Consider the following 18,980-nt stretch of genomic DNA (forward strand, 5'->3'; position numbering starts at 1 on the left):
TATTCCCTGTCAATGCAAGGATAGTCAGAAAATTGCTGATGCTTTATGTAACAACATCAACTTGCATGTAGCGTTCTAACTTACGTTTAATGCGCTGCAAAGCATTGTCGACCGATTTGACTTGGCGATTCAGCTCTTCAGAAATTTCTTGATAAGATTGACCATCCAGATAGAGACCAAGAACTTCTTTTTCTAGACTGCTTAACACCTTATTCATCTCAACTTCCATCTGAACAAAGTTTTCCTTGTAAATCATTAAATCTTGAGGATCATCATTCCCTGCTCCAGAAAGCACGTCTAATAACGTCCGATCCGACTCCTCATCATAGACAGGCTTGTCTAACGAGACCGATGAGTTCAGTGGAATATGCTTTTGCCGAGTAGCTGTCTTGATCGCTGTGATGATTTGCCGTTTGATGCACAGCTCTGCGAACCCTTTAAACGAGCTAAGGCGATCTTCACGGAAATCCCGGATTGCCTTGTACAATCCGATCATACCTTCTTGGATAATATCTTCTTTATCCCCACCCATCATGAAATAAGAGCGTGCTTTCATCCTAACGAACGATTGGTACTTCGTAATGAGAAAGTCGAGTGCATCTGTGTTTCCTTCTTGGATGATTCCGATTAACTGTTCATCGGAAAAGGTACTGAAGTCTACTGTTCTAGGTGCATAAGCTGTCTTTTCCGCCATTCCCCATCACTCCGGTCTATGATGCTAGTTAATCAATTATAGCGTAAGAGAATTTTTTCAGTCAACCGCTCACTTGTTCCCCCTGCGCCATTTTTCAAAAACTTCTGCAACTTCCTGAGATAATTGGATTTTCGAAAAGTCTTGATTCTCCTGGATGGCCTTCACTTTTTCGGAAATAATTTTATCGATTTCCTTCATTTCTATTTCGAATTCCCTTGCAGAAATACGCAATGCACCTTGTCCAAAAATAATCCATTGCTCCGTTAAGTCGGAAGTTGCCACGTGAAGTTGAACAGTACGCTTAGACAGTTCAGAAACTAATTTCTCGATGCGCTCATCTGCTGTTTCGTTCTCTCTTGTAAAAACAACTTCCACATTTGAACGTCTCTCTTTGTTTTCAATTCCCGGTACGAGATACGCATCAAAGACAACGATGACACGCCATCCTTTAAAAGCTTGATATTCTGCCAGTTGGTCTATTAAACGATCGCGAGCTTCGGCAAGTTTAACACGCTTTAGCTCACGTAATTCTGGCCATGCCCCGATAATGTTATAGCCATCGACTAGCAAAATGTCTTTTTTCATTGCGTTGGAAGCCGCTTACGCAATACTTCATACATGAGTAATGAAGCTGCGACAGAAGCGTTAAGCGACGTTACATGGCCACGCATTGGTAAGTGATAAAGGAAATCACATTTCTCTTTCAATAAGCGAGACATACCTTTTCCTTCACTGCCGATAATGACGGCAAGCGGAAGCGTCGCGTCCATTGTGCGATAGTCTGCAGATCCTTTAGCATCTGTTCCCGCAACCCAAACGCCCTTCTTTTTCAACTCATCGACAGTTTGTCCGAGGTTCACAACACGAACAACTGGCACATGCTCGATTGCTCCCGTTGAAGCCTTTGCAACGACACCTGTAAGTCCTACAGAACGTCTCTTAGGAATAATAACACCATGTACGCCAACTGCATCTGCAGTTCTTAAGATCGAACCTAAATTATGAGGGTCTTCCAATTCATCTAATAGCAAAATGAACGGATCCTCTCCACGTTGTTTGGCTACTTCAAATATGTCGTCGAGCTCAGCGTATGTGTACGCGGCAACAGATGCAACGATTCCTTGGTGATTGACATCGAGTAACTGATCCAATTTCTTTTTAGGAACTGCTTGTACAACCACTCCAGCTTGTTTAGCAAGTGTTGTAATCTCTCCGATACTTTGCTTATTCAACCCCTCAGCTATCCATATCTTATTCAATTCCCGGCCCGAACGTAATGCCTCGACGACTGGATTTTTGCCACCAATCAATTCAGTTTCTTCAGTTTCTGACATAGTTTTCTCCTCCTTCAATAAAGTCGATTGCTTTACGGATAACTTCCGCTGTTCTCTCGATATTTCCTAACAAATATAAATAACCAATGACTGCTTCAAATGCTGAACTGTGGTTATACGTAAGAACGTCTGTGTTTTTCGGAACGGAACCAGATTTGGCATTTCTTCCTCTTCGCATAACCGCCATTTCCTCTTCAGTCAAAAACTCTTCCTCTACCATCGCGCGCAGTATTGCTGCCTGTGCTTTAGCAGAAACAAATTGAGTCGCTTCTTTATGCAGAATGTTTGGCTTCACACGACCCGAGCGTAGGAGATGCTCTCGCACCGCCTGCTCATAGACCGCATCCCCCATATACGCTAGAGAAAGTGCTTTTATCTGTCGAACGTCTGCTGGACGCAAACTGTATTCACTCATGACCGTTTCCACCGAACCCCTTGTGCTGTATCCTCCAATAGAATTCCTTGCTCTTTTAACGTATCTCGAATTTCATCGGAACGAGCGAAGTCTTTGTTTTTGCGTGCATCTTGACGTTCCTCAATTAGCTGTTCAATTACTTCATCATGCAATTCATCTTTCTCTTTGAACGGCAGTCCGAGAACGTCCACTAACTGGTTAAACGTTTTTAGGAACGCCTCCAAGATGACTCGTTCTGTATTTTTTTCAAGTAAGTAAACATTCGCAAGTCGTGCTAGTTCAAAAATGACAGCAACCCCATTCGCAGTGTTGAAGTCATCATCCATAGCTCCTTCAAAGGAAAGTAGTTGCGCTTCAATTTTGTGAAGCCAGATATCACTTTGAGCGCCATTGTCTGCTGATACTTCTAAACGGTGTTCAATGTTTTGATAGGCTGTGCGGATACGATCCAAACCATTTGAAGCACTCTCAACAAGATCCTGCGAGAAATTCACAGGCGAGCGATAATGAACAGATAGCATGAAGAATCTCAACACTTGTGGGTCAATCTGTTGAATAATATCATGCACTAAGACGAAATTCCCGAGTGATTTCGACATTTTTTCATTATCAATATTAATGTATCCATTGTGCATCCAGTAGCGAGCAAATGGTTCTCCTGTTAGCGCTTCAGACTGGGCAATTTCGTTTTCATGGTGCGGGAATGTTAAATCCTGACCGCCCGCATGGATATCAATTGTATTCCCCAATAACTGTCTTGCCATTACAGAACACTCGATATGCCAGCCCGGGCGCCCTTCTCCCCAAGGACTACTCCATGAAATTTCTCCTTCTTTTGCAGCCTTCCATAGAACGAAATCGAGTGCATCTTGTTTTCGTTCACTCGCTTCAATCCGAGCACCAATTTTCAATTCATCAATTGATTGATGAGAAAGCTTTCCGTATCCATCAAACTTTCGTGTTCGGAAATAGACATCTCCTGCTGATTCATAGGCATACTCTTTTTCGATTAATAACGAAATGAAATCGATAACGTCTTGAATGTGATCCGTTACACGTGGATGCATATCGGCTTTCTTGCACCCAAGTGCACCTACATCTTCAAAGTACGCTTGAATGAAACGCTCCGTTAGTTCCGGAACTTCCTCTCCAAGTTCATTGGCAGCTTTTATGATTTTATCATCGACATCAGTGAAGTTAGAAACGTATTTCACTTTGTAACCTCGGTACTCCAAGTATCTGCGGACCGTATCAAAAACGATTACAGGACGCGCATTACCAATATGGATGTAGTTGTAGACAGTAGGTCCACATACGTACATTTTCACTTCTCCTTCAGTAATTGGAACGAACGGCTCTTTCTTACGTGTCAGTGTATTGTATAACTGAATTGTCATCGCTTCTCATCCTTTTCATCGCTATTTGGTGTCGCTTTTGTAAGCTCTTTAAGTTGTAGCTCCAGTTGAACAATGCGGGCATCCATGGCTTTACACATATCGGAAACTGGATCCTGTAGAGTATGATTTAAACGATCTTTCACACGAACTCCATTTGAAATGACTACTTTCCCCGGTATTCCTACTACCGTAGAATCTGAAGGTACGTCTTTTAAGACGACAGATCCTGCGCCTACTTTACTATTTGTTCCAATGATAATGTTTCCGAGCACTTTAGCTCCCGTTGCTACTAAGACGTTATCGCTGAGCGTAGGATGTCTTTTGCCTTTTTCTTTGCCCGTTCCACCTAACGTAACGCCTTGGTAGAGCGTAACGTCATTGCCGATCTCACACGTTTCACCAATGACAATTCCCATGCCATGATCAATGAAAAGACGTCTTCCAATTTGAGCACCTGGATGAATTTCAATCCCGGTAAAAAATCGATTCATTTGAGACAATACGCGCGCTGCAAAGTGCATATTCCGTTTAAACAATGCGTGCGCAATTCGGTGCGACCAAATTGCATGTAATCCTGAATATGTCAATACAACTTCGAACGTACTTCGTGCTGCGGGGTCTTGTTCAAAAATGCAACGGATGTCTTCTTTCATTCTAGAAAACACTTGGATCCCCCCCTTTTTTTTCAATAAAAATACGCCTCTGTCTAATGACAGAGACGCAGTTATCGCGTGGTTCCACTCTTTTTTCGAAAGGGATACGTACTTTCCACATTCGCTCGACGTCTGTAACGCAGACGATACGTCCGGCTTACTAAATTTCAGCCTGGCGCTCAAAGGTGCATTTCTGTAAAACAAGAGGCCCAGATCTCTTTCAGCCGGTGGAGATCTTCTCTGAAGGGCACGCTCTACATACTTCTCCTCTTCAACGCTTTTAATATAGTTGTTACGTTCTTGAATATCTCTAATTGTACACGGCAGGTGCCGCTTGTCAACAATCGCTTACTGAACGAACTTTTCAACACGTCCAATTATTTTTTCACGACCTAGTAGTGCAATCGATTCTGGCAATTCCGGACCGTGCGCTTGACCTGTTGCAACGACACGGATCGGCATAAACAAGTTTTTACCTTTGTGACCCGTTTCTTTTTGTACCGCTTTGATAGCGCCTTTAATAGACGGAGCATCAAAGGTTTCCAAGTTTTCGAGCTGTTGCTTGAACGAAGTCATCACTTCAGGGATTTGTTCTCCTGCAAGAATTTCATTTGATTGTTCATCATATTCCACAGTATCACTGAAGAATTGGGCAGATAGCTCAACGATCTCCGCGCCATAGCTTAACTGGCTATGGTACAAGGCGATTAAGTCATGAATCCATGCACTTTCTTCTGCTGTCATCTTTTCATTGACACGCCCTGCTTTTACAAGGTGTGGCAACGTCAACGCAACAACTTCATCAAGATTTAATTTTTTAATGTATTGGTTATTCATCCAAGTTAATTTCTGTTTGTCGAACATAGAAGGTGACTTCGATAAACGAGTTACATCGAACTGTTCAATGAGCTCATCTTTTGTGAACAGCTCCTCTTCCCCGACAGGAGACCAGCCGAGTAATGCAAAGAAGTTGAACATTGCTTCAGGCAAGAATCCAAGATCTTTATATTGCGAGATGAATTGGATAATGGACTCATCCCGTTTAGATAGTTTCTTACGATCTTCGTTGACGATGAGCGTCATGTGACCATAACGTGGTGCTTCCCAGCCAAATGTATCAAAAACCATAAGCTGTTTAGGTGTATTCGTTAAATGCTCTTCCCCACGGAAAACGTGAGACATTTTCATCATATAGTCATCGATCACAACTGCGAAGTTGTATGTTGGAATGCCATTCGCTTTCACAAGCACCCAATCGCCGATATCTTTAGATTCGAATTGAACACTACCACGAACTAAATCCTCGATTGTGTACGTCACGTTTTCAGGTACACGCATACGGATTGTATAAGGTGTGCCTGCTGATTCTTTTTGCGCAACTTCTTCGGCACTCAAGTGACGACAAGTCCCATTGTACATCGGTGCTGCAATTCCTGATGCTTTCTGCTTTTCGCGCTCTTCTTCAAGCTCTTCTGTTGTACAGAAACACTTATAAGCAGCACCTTTTTCGAGCATTTCTTTAGAATACTTCTCATACGTATCCAAACGTTCCATTTGGCGGTAAGGACTATAAGGCCCTCCGATATCTACTGACTCATCGTGCTCAATTCCTAACCACTTTAGGTTTTCAAGCTGCGATAACTCGCCTGCTTCTATATTACGAACTGTGTCTGTATCTTCAATTCGTACAATGAATTTACCTCCATGATGGCGGGCGAACAAATAGTTGAATAATGCTGTACGAGCTCCTCCAATGTGTAAATGACCTGTCGGGCTCGGGGCGTAACGTACACGTACTTCTGCTGTCATTAGTAGACATCTCCGTTCTGTTAGTTCAAATAATAAATACTTGTATAGATTAGTTTACCAAAAACTTAAGCTTTCACCAATAGAATTGCCGCAAGGGAAGCAATCCCTTCTTCTCTACCGACGAATCCCAACTTCTCTGTTGTTGTTGCTTTAATATTCACTTGGCTCGGATCTGCGTGTAGTAATGAGGCTACACGGTTTTTAATGGTTTCAACATGAGGAGCAATTTTAGGCTGCTGAGCCATGATTGTACAATCTATATTTCCAAGTACATAGCCCTCTTCTTCCACTAACTTCCATACTTCTTCAAGCAACACTGCGGAATCAGCATCTTTAAATGCAGCATCCGTATCCGGGAAATGATGGCCGATATCACCTTTTCCGATAGCTCCAAGTGCTGCGTCAGTAATCGTGTGTAACAAAACGTCTGCGTCCGAGTGTCCAATTAACCCTTTAGTATGGGGAATCGTAATTCCTCCAATTATTAGCGGACGTCCTTCTGCAAATTCATGTACGTCAAATCCTTGTCCAATTCGTATCATCATATCGTCTCCTCAAGCCTTTTTTTCAACAAATAACCTCCATAAGCAAGATCCTCTGGAGTCGTCATTTTAATGTTGTCATATGTACTTTCTACAATCCGGACTTCGTAGCCAGCATGTTCAGCTAACATCGCTTCGTCCGTTCCTAGAAAGCGTTCTTTCTCCGCTCTTAAAGAAGCTTCTTCTAATATCTCATAGCGGAATGCTTGTGGCGTTTGAATGACCCACAATCGTTCGCGATCAGCCGTTTCTTCAATAATTCCGTCAGTTACATATTTCATAGTATCTTTTGCTTTGACCCCTGCAACTGCTGCACCGTGAAGCAATGCACATGTCGCTAATTCATGAATGACTTGCTTTGCAATGAATGGCCGAGCAGCATCATGCACAAGAACTATTCCACCCGATTGATGAGCCGCTAAACACGCTTTCACACTATGCTGGCGCTCAGATCCACCTTCAGGTAACGCTCTAATCTTTGTAATCTGTTCTTGTTCGATAATCATTTCAATTTTGGCACGTTCGTCTTCTTTAATTGCTAAAATTATTCCTGTACACCATGGGTCCTGTTGAAAAACCACTAATGTGTGGGCCAATATCGTTTTACCATTGAGCTCTAGAAAAAGTTTGTTATGCCCTGCTCCCATCCGCGTTCCGCTTCCGGCAGCAGGCATCATTACTGTATAGTCCATCGTAACTCCTTTCCACTGATTGTGATTCAGTGGGTTTTGGATTGCTTCCCATTTTTCGGTTTCGCAAAGATCATACGTCCCGCTGAAGTTTGAAGCACGCTTGTAACAATGACTTCAATCGCATTCCCTATATAGTTACGTCCGTCTTCAATGACAATCATCGTACCGTCATCTAAATACGCAACCCCTTGGTTATGCTCTTTTCCGTCTTTGATGACCACTACATGCATTTCTTCACCAGGAATGACAACTGGTTTAACAGCATTAGCAAGATCATTAATATTCAATACAGAAACTCCGTGTAAGTCTGCGACCTTGTTCAAGTTGAAATCGTTCGTAACTACGAGCCCATTCATCTGTTTAGCAAGCTTCACTAATTTCAAATCGACTTCAGCAACAGCAGGGAAGTCTTCATCCGTAATCATAATTTTCTTGCCGTCCCCTTCTTGCAAACGACGGAGTACATCTAGACCACGTCTTCCTTTTGTACGCTTCAACGTATCCGCTGAATCGGCAATGTGTTGTAACTCGGTTAGTACGAACTGCGAAACGACCAATACGCCTTCGAGGAATCCTGTGTCAACAATGTCGGCGATTCGCCCATCAATGATGACACTCGTATCGAGTACTTTGTAAACAGCACCTTTACTATCGTCTGTTTCAGTTTCCTGGTCCTTTTTACGACCCACATTGCGGATTGAAAAAATGGCTGTTAAAAACTCATCGCGCTTTTTAAATCCGACTTGAAACCCTAAATAACCGAACAATGCAGATAGCAGGATTGGTAGCACTGATGTTACACCCGGGATTTGAATATTACTTAGTCCCCAGCCAGCTAAAAACGCCACGAACAATCCGACAATCAAACCAATTGTTCCGAATAGCAGATCCAAAATTGGTGCATTCATAAGTAAGTCTTCCAACCGTTTTATGAAATTGACAATAGGATCTGTTAAAAATGTGCTGAAGACGAAGAGGAAAAGTGCTCCTAAAACGGCTGCGACATATGGGTTATTAATAAACGGGGTTGCTGTGAAAGAAGATAATTGGAATAAGTACGGAAGAAACAATACACCAAGTGTCCCACCAACCAATAGAAACATAATTTGTACAACTCTTTTCAGCATTCAATCCACCTCCTTTTAGTAGTCCTAGTATACATGTATTCCCTATAGATTACCTTCTTGAACCTTAAGATACAGGGAATCCTGAACGTATAGAACAGGACTCCCCAAAACACATAAAAGTTCCTAACATGCGTATGGTTATTGAGGCAAACAGAGATCGAGCGCATCACGGACAGTTTCAACTCCGACAACTTGAATACCTTCTGGAAAGTCCCATCCACCAATATTCGACGTAGGGATAACAGCACGCTCAAATCCAAGCTTTGCTGCTTCTCCAACTCGTTGCTCAATACGTGAAACTCTTCTGACCTCCCCAGTTAACCCTATTTCCCCCATATAACAATCTGAAGCTTTAACAGCGACGTCACGGTAACTGGAGACAATGCTCATGAGCACAGCAAGGTCTATCGCTGGTTCATCCAGTTTGACTCCGCCTGCTACTTTAATATACGCATCCTGTGCCTGCAATAGCATCCCCATTCGTTTTTCTAATACCGCCATCAACAGTGAAACTCTGTTTTGGTCTAGCCCTGTCGCCATCCGTTTTGGATAATTGAAACTAGAAGGTGTAACAAGTGCTTGGATTTCAACTAAAATCGGACGTGTCCCTTCCATCGAAGCGACGATTGTAGAACCCGCGCCACCCTGTGAGCGTTCTTGGATAAACATCTCCGACGGATTTAATACTTCTTTCAATCCAGCTTGCACCATCTCAAAAATCGCAATCTCATTCGTTGAGCCAAATCGATTTTTAACACTGCGTAAAATACGATACGTATGATGGCGCTCTCCTTCAAAGTAGAGGACAGTATCCACCATATGCTCAAGGAGTCGAGGACCTGCAATCTGGCCATCTTTCGTGACGTGTCCTACAAGGAAAATTGCGATTCCTTGTGTTTTAGCAATCTTCATTAACTCTGCCGTACATTCTCTTACTTGCGTTACACTCCCTGGAGCAGAAGCAACTTCAGGATGGTGGATCGTTTGAATCGAATCCACAATGACAAACTTCGGTTTTACACTCTCGATTGTATCGTGAATAAGTGCTAGGTCCGTCTCTGCGTAGATATACAGTTCATCCGACAACACACCTAGACGTTGCGCCCGAAGTTTTGTTTGACGAATCGATTCTTCACCTGAAATATACAAGACTCGTTGTTGTTGGTTCGCTAACAGTGCAGAAACTTGAAGTAACAATGTAGACTTCCCTATCCCTGGATCTCCACCAATGAGCACGAGTGATCCCGGAACAATACCGCCACCTAATACCCGATTCAACTCTTCCATTTCAGTACGGATTCTCGGCTCGTCTTCAGTTGCAATTGCATTAATTGGCATAGCCTTCTGCTTAATGGCATCAGTGTGTTGGAACGCACCGCGTGGTCCTTTTTGGACGATTTCTGTCTCTTCCTCCATCGTGTTCCATTCCCCACATCCTGGACAACGCCCCATCCATTTGGGTGATTCATAGCTACACGACTTACACATGAATTTGGTTTTCTTTTTCGCCATATAGGTCCTCCAAACGACGAAGAGGACAGCCCTCCCCCTTTTTGGCAACTAGGGATGGACTATCCTATTCCTCTACTTCTTTATTAATTTTCTACCATCTCTTCTTGTTTCGTTTCTACTGTGAAGTTTCCATCTACATAATCGACCGTCACTTTTCTACCGGAAAGTGCCGTACCTTTCAACACTTCTTCCGAAAGGCGGTCTTCTACGTGTTTCTGAAGTGCGCGACGAAGTGGACGTGCTCCATATTCAGGATCATATCCTTCATCCGCAATTTTCAATTTCGCTTCTTGAGTTAACACTAACTCAATATCTTGTTCAGCAAGTCTTTTACTCAACTCATCTGCCATCAACGAAACAATTTGCTGCAGCTGCTCTTTTTCAAGTGAATGGAAGACAATCATTTCGTCTACACGGTTCAAGAATTCAGGACGGAAAGCCTTCTTCAACTCTTCCAACATCTTTTTCTTCATGTCTTCGTAGTCTTGTTCACCGTCTTGAAGGTTAAATCCGACGTATTTGTTCTTTCTCAACTCTTGTGCGCCTACGTTTGAAGTCATGATGATTACCGTATTACGGAAATCGACTGTGCGTCCCTTCGAATCCGTCAAGCGGCCGTCTTCAAGTACTTGCAACAGTATGTTAAAGACATCTGGATGTGCTTTTTCGATTTCATCAAGCAAGATAACAGAATATGGCTTACGACGTACTTTTTCAGTCAATTGTCCGCCTTCTTCATACCCTACGTATCCTGGAGGAGATCCGACCAAGCGAGATGTCGTATGTTTTTCCATGTACTCGGACATGTCAATCCGAATCATCGAGTCTTCGTCACCGAACATTGTTTCTGCAAGCGCTCTTGCAAGTTCAGTTTTACCTACACCAGTAGGACCTAGGAAGATGAACGAACCAATTGGTCGTTTCGGATCTTTCAATCCTGCCCTCGCTCTGCGTATTGCCCGGGAAATAGCTGCAACTGCTTCTTTTTGTCCAACAATACGGTTATGCAACTCTTCTTCCATGTTCAATAATTTTGCGGACTCAGTTTCTGCGATTCGTGCTACTGGAATTCCTGTCCACATCGCTACAACTTCAGCGATATCATTGACAGTTACTTCAGATTCCGTTTTGCCTTGCTTTTCTTTCCACTCTGTTTTCGTTTTCTCAAGCTCTTCTTTCATCTTTTGCTCTTTATCACGATAAGAAGCTGCCTTTTCGAACTCTTGGCTTTGAACCGCAGCATTCTTCTCGGAGCGAATTGCCTCCAGATTTTTCTCAAGCTCACGTAAATTGGGTGGGGTTGTATAAGAACGTAAACGTACTTTCGAACCCGCCTCGTCGATTAAGTCAATAGCTTTGTCCGGTAAGAATCGGTCCGAAATGTAGCGGTCAGACATTTTTGCTGCTGCATCAATTGCTTCGTCCGTAATCTTAACGCGATGATGCGCTTCATATCGATCACGTAATCCAGTGATGATCTGAACTGTTTCTTCAACAGATGGTTCATCTACTTGAATTGGTTGGAATCGTCGTTCGAGCGCAGCATCTTTCTCAATATATTTTCTGTACTCGTCTAGTGTCGTTGCACCGATACATTGCAATTCACCTCGTGCGAGCGACGGTTTCAAAATATTAGAGGCATCGATTGCACCTTCTGCACCGCCTGCACCGATAAGTGTATGCAATTCATCGATGAACAAAATGATGTTGCCAGCTTGGCGTATTTCTTCCATCACTTTTTTCATACGGTCTTCAAACTCACCGCGGTATTTAGTACCCGCAACGACCGTTCCCATATCGAGCGTCATTACTCGCTTATCCCGCAAAATCTCAGGGACTTCGTTGTTAACGATCTGTAGCGCAAGACCTTCAGCAATCGCTGTTTTACCAACACCTGGTTCTCCGATAAGAACAGGATTGTTCTTTGTGCGTCGTGCCAACACTTCGATAACACGTGTAATTTCTTTGCCACGACCGATAACCGGATCGAGCGTGCCTTCACGTGCAATTTCGGTCAAGTCACGAGCCAGACCATCTAACGTCGGTGTCGCAGCTGATGCTGATGCACTTTGACCACTTGAATTTGCTGCATCGTTACTACCTAGTAGTTGTAAAACTTGTTGACGAGCTTTGTTTAAGCTGACACCTGCATTATTTAATACACGTGCTGCTATGCCTTCCCCTTCACGGATCAATGCAAGGAGAATATGTTCTGTGCCGATGTATGAGTGACCTAATTTACGGGACTCATCAACAGAAAGCTCAATAACCTTTTTCGCACGTGGTGTGTAGTGAACGATTGGTCCAACATCTTTGCTGCCAGTGCCAACAAGTGTTTCGACACCTGTTTCAATGGTTTCAAAACTAACACCGATTGCTTCTAACGCCTTAGCTGCGATGCCGCCACCTTCACGGATTAAGCCTAATAGAATATGTTCTGTTCCAATTGCTTCATGTTTCATACGAATGGCTTCTTCTTGAGCAAGTTGGAGTACTTTTTGTGCACGTTGTGTGAATCGATTAAACATCATTGACATTCCTCTCCTTCTGCAGAGAATAATTTTCTTCGTACTACTTCTATCTATATTCTTACGGACCGCTAAACAATCGGTTTCCGGGTGAATTGACTTTGACTATCTTTGACTATCATATCGAATTGTATACATAGACGCAAAATAGACGCTCAGAAAGAACCGTCTATTCGTTTGTTTCCGAAGGCCTTTTTTCAAGTCGTTCCCTGAAAAGTTTAGCCCGGCTAATGTCTAATTCTTCAGACGTCAGTTCTTCTCCTTCATAATGCTGAAGAAAACCAGATTGCATAAAAATCATTAACTCGTTCAAAATTGTCACGTCCACATCTTCTATCAATTCAAGATCGATACCAAGACGGACATCAGATAGACATCTTGCCGCTTCTGCAACTGGTAATAGGCGTGCATATGAAATCGTCCCTAATGCACGAAATACACGATTCTCCAATGCGACTCTGGACTTTTCCAGTAATAATTCACGGGCTTTCCGTTCAAGGGAAATAAGACGAGAAACGATATTTGCAAGTTCTGCAAGGATTTCCTGCTCTGATTTGCCGAGTGTCAGCTGGTTAGATACTTGGTAGACGTTGCCTGGCGCTTCGCTACCTTCTCCGTAACTCCCTCTAACTACCATTCCTAGTCTGGAGACCGCAGGAACAATCCGGTTAATTTGCCGAGTCATCGTAAGTGCTGGTAAATGGAGCATGACAGATGCACGCATTCCAGTACCTGTATTTGATGGGCAGCTCGTTAAATAACCAAATTCCTCATCGAATGCATAGGGTAACTCTTCTTCCAGTGAACTATCAGTTTCATCTGCCTTCTGATAAGCACTTTCAAGTTGTAGCCCGGGGAAAATACATTGTATTCGGATGTGATCTTCTTCGTTCACCATAATACTGATGGTTTCGTCTTTCGATAGTAAGACTGCTCCGAAATGCTCTGCCTCAGACAATTGGGGACTGATTAAATGTTTTTCAACAAGTGTTTGACGTTCTAGTGGGGATATTTCGTTCATTCTCGTATAGGAATACCCTTTTTCTTCCGCGCTAAGCAATGCTTTAGAAACTATTCTTCCTACTTCTTCTGCTTGTTCATCCGAAAAGGCGATGGGAAATCGAAATCCTGTAAGGTTTCTTGCAAGGCGGATACGTGTTGACATGACAATATCGGAATGTTCACCATGCGGAACCATCCAGCCAGTTTTTGCATTTTGTATATAGCGGTTATTCCCCATGGTCATTCGCCCCTTCCTCTGCCTGTTCAATGAGCTTCTGCTTCCATTCTTTTATCTCATCTCTCAGGACTGCAGCTTGTTCAAACTGTTCAGATTGTATAGTTTCTTGCATACGTTCCCGAAGCTCTTCAATTTTTAATTTAATGGTCATCTTTTCATTGAACGATGCTGGGATTTTCCCTTTATGAGTTGAGTTGCCGTTATGCAATTTCCCGAACACACGTGGCAATCGTTCACGGAAAGTCTCATAACATGTTGGGCATCCAAACTTACCGATATCCAAAAAACGATGGAAAGTCAATCCACATTCCGGACATTCTGGCATCGGTTTCACTTCACGTGTCTGTTGTTGTAGCGACTCACTACCACTCAACCATTGCGAAAGAAATTGTTGAATGGACATTGGCTCCTGATTCGGATTGTTCGAGAATGTTTGCAAGTTAAATGCACACTTTTCACATAAGTTACGTTCGATCGGTCCGTTTTGCGATTCTTGCATCAAAATTACAGATGCCGGTCTTTCCTGACAGTTTTCACAAAGCATGTTTTACCACCTCATCGTTTAGATACTCAGTTACTCTGTTTGTTCGTATAGGAGCGAGAATAACATGGCCTGCAAGATTCTTGCACGAATCAAGTCTCGTTCGGGTAACGGGTAGTTCAAGACGGAACGATCAACAGCAGCAAGCATCAACCCTGCTTCTCTCTTTGACACGACTTGCTCTGCTAGCAAACGATAGACCACGTCTTCAGCCATCGTATATGATGCCCCTTCTTGCACACTTGCCAAAACGTGGTCCAATAACTCTTTTCGTGAATTCGTCTGAACTCGATATATTCGGATGTAGCCACCTCCACCACGTTTCGATTCCACTGCATATCCACGTTCTAATGTGAATCGGGTCTTAATGACATAATTAATTTGCGAAGGCACACATTGAAATTTTTCCGCCACTTCATTGCGTTTGATTTCAACTATTCCATTATCTTCATGTTCGATAATTGCTTTTAAATATCCTTCTATGATGTCAGAAATATTACGCATTCTCTCACCTCGTTTAGTAGCCCAGTTTTTTTGTTGACTTTGACTATCTTTGACTTAATTGTACCGTATTAAACTCTAGCCACGCAAGATATTTGCAACGTCTTAAAAACAAGTAAAAAGATAAAAAAGTTGAACATTTTATGTTTAGTATGTTTATATTAAAGGTATAGATAAAAGTCGAGGATTTTTTTCTGACCTCTTTTTTCCTCTTTCTACGTTCGAACCCCAAAACAAAAAGCTCCGGGTACACCCATACCGACGGAGGAGATTAAATCAATGAATTGGTACGAGAAGTTAAGTGAGTATTTTCCAATTGAAGAAATGAAGTCAAAGGAACATATGGATGCATTACTGAAAGATAAGCACACGGTTTATCGTAAGGACGAAGGTCCAAAACATGTGCTTATGTATGTTGAAACAGAATCATTCGTGTTTGTTGACTATTTATATGTATCATCGGCTTCACGCGGTGAAGGTCTTGGTAAGAAGTTACTCACGCAGCTAAAAGAAAAAGGAAAGCCGATTTTGTTGGAAGTGGAACCCGTCAATTATGAAGACACTGACACTGAAAAGCGGTTACGTTTCTATGCTCGGGAAAAATTCCATCATGCATCTAGCATTGGCTATAGCCGTCGTTCACTCGCAACAGGAGAACAAACAGACCTCGAAATCCTTTACTGGTCTCCTGATGACGCTTCAGAAGAAACGGTATACGAAGCAATGAAGATGACGTATAAAGAAATCCATACGTATAAGGATGATGAATTCTACGGAGAATCATACGATCCGATCGATAAAGTTTTCACGTTCGATACAGAAGGTAAAACAAACATATTAAAACCATTCACTACTGTTAGCGCTTAATGAATAGAGTTCCATCAAAGAAAGCAGAAGCCGTCAAACGGCTTCTGCTTTTTGTTTATTATTCGGTTAGTGACATGTTGGCAAGTTCTTTTACGGGTAGGAAGAGTTCTCCCGTTTCTATATACGTTATTGATAATTTGTCGCCCTCTTGGATATAAACCGCTTCAGGTATTGTCTCAGAAGAGACAATGAAATTTCGTCCATCCGTAGATTTTACCGAAACCAAGGTGAAGTCTCCTGCACGTTCTTTGTAGACCCGCTTCACAGTTACCGCAGCTTTAGCTTCTGTTGCTTCCGAACTACCATCCACGGAACTGCCACCTCGTTGCAAGGCGGTTTTGTATAGTTTCAATGCATCATTCGGTGAGTTTCCAAAGACGGAAATCTCAGGATTCGCAGCTGATACAATGAAATAGTTTTGTAAAAACCCATTTGAATCTAGCACCGGTGTGAGCCAGCTTGCTTCGCCATAGAAGTTATATAGGACAGGCATTTCACCGGACCACTTTTTCTCAATGAACTTCTTCTCAATAATCTGCAAGGCTCCTTGAGAATCCATATAGGACTCCTCTAAATCCCCTGTATAGTAAGTTGCTTTACCGGTACGACCATCAGTTAGCGCATAGCCTAGCATCGAATCTACGCCTTCTTTCGGACTCGTGAAATCAGTGAAGTAATACATATGTCCATTTTCATCAAAAATAGGGCTGACATTCGCTTCTGTCCCTTCATCAGACGGTAGTTTCACATCTTTTTTACCGACAATCGAATTCCAGAACCCATGAATATACTTCCCAAAATAACTATTTTGCAAGCTGACAGCTTCAGGTGAAACTGCGCCATCGATATAGTCTGGAATATCTTTCAACGCAAACTTTTCAACTGCACCTGTCATCGGATCTGTCATGACTATTCCTTTAACATCAAACCCGTTTCTTGCTGTTATGAATTTACCGTAAGAACGGATGTAATGCGGATTCCCATTATCGTCAATTTCCAATTGAACGTCACCGTAGAAGATCAGTTCAGGATATTTTAACCGCATATGACGATCTACCTGTTTGTTAAAGTACGACGTTTCTGTATACGTCATTTCCGATGCTACAAACTTGGGATTGTCTGCAGAGTTCGTTGCACTCATTCGGAAATACCCCGGTGTCGTTTTACCATTCCACCACTTAAAGAACCCTGAAAACTCAACAGGCGCAATATACACATAGTCGTCTTTTACTTTTTGGATTTGCAAATGGCCTAGATCGTAATAACTTGTATTCGGTACTTGACCGAACGCTTTCTTCATTTTGTTACGCGCAAATTTAGGTGGGACGCTCGCAGGTGTTTTTGTTTCGTCAAATGCTTCAATCTCTACCTGTTGATCCATTTCAACTACTTTGTACTTGGTATCTGCATTCCACAGTGGCGCGGATAAAATATAAATGCCAGCAAAAATCGATAGAAGTGCAACGATTCCCTTCGCCTTTCGATACATACCTCCGTCTAAAACAGCTCCAAGTATCGCAGCTACGAGTAACAGAACCCATAGTGATGACCAATGCTGATCAAGATTTGTCATGTAGTAACATAGTGAGATTGCCAGTGTAATTAGCACGGTTGCGGAAATTAAAGAAATGATTCGTATGCTGCTTGAATGACTTTCCTTTTCTTTAGCTAGGACTGGCCGATGAAGAGGGACCACTAACAGTGCAGCAACAATTCCTGCTACTAGCGAATAGATAAGTAAGTGAATCATATGATTAGCCTTCTTTCCTCTTGTTGAGTACTTCCTAGTGTATACGGAAAGAAGCGCTGAAATGTTTCAGTTTTGATAGATTCATTTATTTGGACAATAAAATACCGATTTCTCTTATGACCAGAGAAATCGGTAGGATGCATTATTATATAGAGCGACGTGTTCTAAGAACACGTGCCATTCTGTGGCCGAACAATCCTGCTACTACTGAAAGAATAATGTCTTTCGGTAGAGGTGGCATCATCCAAACCCAAGCCATTTTGTAAGTGAACGCTTCAGGTGCTGCTGCCCATAACTTGTACGCAGCAAACAACCAGTTCGTACCGATTAAGTAATTGACAACACACCCAACGAGAGCTGCTGTTACAAAACCTACGACAGTACTGTTCTTTTCAACAATCTTACCAACTACATAGGCAACGAATATAAATGAAACGATAAATCCAAATGTTGGACTAATAATTGCACTAGCCCCTCCGCTGAATTTCGCAAATACAGGCGCTCCTGCAAGACCAATTGCCATGTAAACCGTCATTGAAACTGCGCCATAACGACTTCCTAATAGTAATCCTGCAAGCACCGCAAAAAATGTTTGCAACGTTATTGGTACACCACTTACAGATAGCGCGGGTAAAAAGTATGTAATATTTGCACCAATCATCATCAAGGCAGCAAACATCGCTGAGTAGACGAGACCTAATGTTCCGACCATCGTTTTTGAGCGATTCGGTTTGAGTGTTGCACTTGTCCCCATTTATAGCACCCCTTTTAGTTACTACTACTAGAATAAAAGGAAGAAGAGTTTGTGTCAACCTAATAATATTTAAGTTGACTCAAAATGAAAGTAACAAAAAAACTGACAGTCGAGGCTTGTCAGTTTACTGGCGCTTCCCTTCATCTTTCGGAAATAGGAAGAACGAAATAACACCACTGAATACCATAGCACCGAGTGTAATATATAATCGAGACATGACTGGCACATCTGTATGACTTTTGTTAAGCATAACCCAGGCTACCCCACCGACCAACAACATCATTGGAATAACAAATTTGAACGCGCGCATAGCAATCCCCTTTCCTTGCTTGTCTTACCAGTTTACCACATCGATACGTTAACTCCCATTCGACTTTTCACCTTCTCTATTGACGGAACTCTTAAACAACGGTATGATATGTTAAATTATTCACACAACTTAATAGTCATTCTTATCAAGAGAAGCGTAGGGAACTGGCCCGTCGATGCTTCAGCAACCAGCCATTCGGTCAGGTGCTACTTCCAGCGGATTTGTATAGTCCGGCAGATGAGGAGGAGACAATCATTTAGATGAAAAAGCCTTCTTCGTTCTATTTAAGAAGGCTTTTTTATTATTCTCTACTT

19 protein-coding genes, 1 riboswitch and 1 other annotated feature are annotated in these 18,980 nt (G+C 42.4%); of the genes, 1 reads left to right on the plus strand and 18 read right to left on the minus strand.

What is annotated here, in order from left to right:
- Positions 1-43 precede the first annotated feature (43 nt).
- The 15 genes from sigH to ACRPI0_RS14465 form a co-directional block, all read right to left on the minus strand.
- The gene (gene sigH / locus ACRPI0_RS14395) at positions 44-694 is read right to left on the minus strand and encodes an RNA polymerase sporulation sigma factor SigH (protein ID WP_432353420.1); all 651 of its coding nucleotides are present in this window, start codon (positions 692-694) and stop codon (positions 44-46) included.
- Between the two features lie 69 nt (positions 695-763).
- Positions 764-1,279: an NYN domain-containing protein gene (locus ACRPI0_RS14400; protein ID WP_432353421.1), complete on the minus strand. Its 516-nt coding sequence runs from the start codon at positions 1,277-1,279 to the stop codon at positions 764-766.
- Positions 1,276-2,028 (minus strand): 23S rRNA (guanosine(2251)-2'-O)-methyltransferase RlmB, encoded by a 753-nt coding sequence (gene rlmB / locus ACRPI0_RS14405; protein ID WP_432353422.1) that lies wholly within the window; start codon positions 2,026-2,028, stop codon positions 1,276-1,278. The genes ACRPI0_RS14400 and rlmB overlap by 4 nt, the downstream gene beginning before the upstream one ends.
- The gene (locus tag ACRPI0_RS14410) at positions 2,015-2,443 is read right to left on the minus strand and encodes a Mini-ribonuclease 3 (protein WP_432353424.1); all 429 of its coding nucleotides are present in this window, start codon (positions 2,441-2,443) and stop codon (positions 2,015-2,017) included. Before ACRPI0_RS14410 ends, rlmB begins: the two co-directional genes overlap by 14 nt.
- Positions 2,440-3,840: a cysteine--tRNA ligase gene (gene cysS / locus ACRPI0_RS14415; protein ID WP_432353426.1), complete on the minus strand. Its 1,401-nt coding sequence runs from the start codon at positions 3,838-3,840 to the stop codon at positions 2,440-2,442. Before cysS ends, ACRPI0_RS14410 begins: the two co-directional genes overlap by 4 nt.
- On the minus strand, positions 3,837-4,505 hold the full coding sequence (gene cysE / locus ACRPI0_RS14420; RefSeq protein WP_432353428.1) for a serine O-acetyltransferase: 669 nt from the start codon (positions 4,503-4,505) through the stop codon (positions 3,837-3,839). The genes cysS and cysE overlap by 4 nt, the downstream gene beginning before the upstream one ends.
- A gap of 46 nt (positions 4,506-4,551) precedes the next feature.
- Positions 4,552-4,777 (minus strand) — a binding site (T-box leader).
- A gap of 64 nt (positions 4,778-4,841) precedes the next feature.
- Positions 4,842-6,302 carry a glutamate--tRNA ligase gene (gene gltX / locus ACRPI0_RS14425; RefSeq protein WP_432353429.1) on the minus strand — a complete coding sequence of 487 codons (1,461 nt, stop codon included), beginning with the start codon at positions 6,300-6,302 and terminating at the stop codon, positions 4,842-4,844.
- Between the two features lie 65 nt (positions 6,303-6,367).
- Positions 6,368-6,844: a 2-C-methyl-D-erythritol 2,4-cyclodiphosphate synthase gene (gene ispF, locus ACRPI0_RS14430; RefSeq protein WP_432355976.1), complete on the minus strand. Its 477-nt coding sequence runs from the start codon at positions 6,842-6,844 to the stop codon at positions 6,368-6,370.
- Positions 6,844-7,536 (minus strand): 2-C-methyl-D-erythritol 4-phosphate cytidylyltransferase, encoded by a 693-nt coding sequence (gene ispD / locus ACRPI0_RS14435; protein ID WP_432353430.1) that lies wholly within the window; start codon positions 7,534-7,536, stop codon positions 6,844-6,846. Before ispD ends, ispF begins: the two co-directional genes overlap by 1 nt.
- Before the next feature lie 26 nt (positions 7,537-7,562).
- Positions 7,563-8,663, minus strand: coding sequence for a PIN/TRAM domain-containing protein (locus ACRPI0_RS14440; protein WP_432353431.1), 1,101 nt, complete (start codon positions 8,661-8,663; stop codon positions 7,563-7,565).
- A 138-nt stretch (positions 8,664-8,801) separates the two neighbouring features.
- Positions 8,802-10,175 carry a DNA repair protein RadA gene (gene radA / locus ACRPI0_RS14445; protein ID WP_432353432.1) on the minus strand — a complete coding sequence of 458 codons (1,374 nt, stop codon included), beginning with the start codon at positions 10,173-10,175 and terminating at the stop codon, positions 8,802-8,804.
- Between the two features lie 83 nt (positions 10,176-10,258).
- Positions 10,259-12,706 carry an ATP-dependent Clp protease ATP-binding subunit gene (locus ACRPI0_RS14450; protein WP_432353433.1) on the minus strand — a complete coding sequence of 816 codons (2,448 nt, stop codon included), beginning with the start codon at positions 12,704-12,706 and terminating at the stop codon, positions 10,259-10,261.
- Between the two features lie 166 nt (positions 12,707-12,872).
- Positions 12,873-13,943: a protein arginine kinase gene (locus ACRPI0_RS14455; protein WP_432353434.1), complete on the minus strand. Its 1,071-nt coding sequence runs from the start codon at positions 13,941-13,943 to the stop codon at positions 12,873-12,875.
- The gene (locus ACRPI0_RS14460) at positions 13,933-14,487 is read right to left on the minus strand and encodes a UvrB/UvrC motif-containing protein (RefSeq protein WP_432353435.1); all 555 of its coding nucleotides are present in this window, start codon (positions 14,485-14,487) and stop codon (positions 13,933-13,935) included. The genes ACRPI0_RS14455 and ACRPI0_RS14460 overlap by 11 nt, the downstream gene beginning before the upstream one ends.
- Before the next feature lie 30 nt (positions 14,488-14,517).
- Positions 14,518-14,988: a CtsR family transcriptional regulator gene (locus ACRPI0_RS14465; protein WP_432353436.1), complete on the minus strand. Its 471-nt coding sequence runs from the start codon at positions 14,986-14,988 to the stop codon at positions 14,518-14,520.
- Positions 14,989-15,264: 276 nt separating this feature from the next.
- Between ACRPI0_RS14465 and ACRPI0_RS14470 the strand changes: the two genes are divergently transcribed.
- A complete protein-coding gene (locus tag ACRPI0_RS14470) occupies positions 15,265-15,852 on the plus strand; it encodes a GNAT family N-acetyltransferase (protein WP_432353438.1) in 588 nt (195 codons plus the stop codon).
- Positions 15,853-15,910: 58 nt separating this feature from the next.
- On the opposite strand, the gene ACRPI0_RS14475 is transcribed toward ACRPI0_RS14470, so the two are convergent.
- The 3 genes from ACRPI0_RS14475 to ACRPI0_RS14485 form a co-directional block, all read right to left on the minus strand.
- Positions 15,911-17,602, minus strand: coding sequence for a hypothetical protein (locus ACRPI0_RS14475; RefSeq protein ID WP_432353439.1), 1,692 nt, complete (start codon positions 17,600-17,602; stop codon positions 15,911-15,913).
- A 145-nt stretch (positions 17,603-17,747) separates the two neighbouring features.
- Positions 17,748-18,356, minus strand: a complete 609-nt coding sequence (locus ACRPI0_RS14480; RefSeq protein ID WP_432353440.1) for a biotin transporter BioY — start codon at positions 18,354-18,356, stop codon at positions 17,748-17,750.
- Positions 18,357-18,480: 124 nt separating this feature from the next.
- Positions 18,481-18,666 carry a histidine kinase gene (locus tag ACRPI0_RS14485; protein ID WP_432353442.1) on the minus strand — a complete coding sequence of 62 codons (186 nt, stop codon included), beginning with the start codon at positions 18,664-18,666 and terminating at the stop codon, positions 18,481-18,483.
- A gap of 139 nt (positions 18,667-18,805) precedes the next feature.
- Positions 18,806-18,910, plus strand: a riboswitch (SAM riboswitch).
- Positions 18,911-18,980: the final 70 nt, after the last annotated feature.

It is taken from the genome of Sporosarcina sp. A2 (genome assembly GCF_050858885.1).
Classification (GTDB): Bacteria; Bacillota; Bacilli; order Bacillales_A; family Planococcaceae; genus Sporosarcina.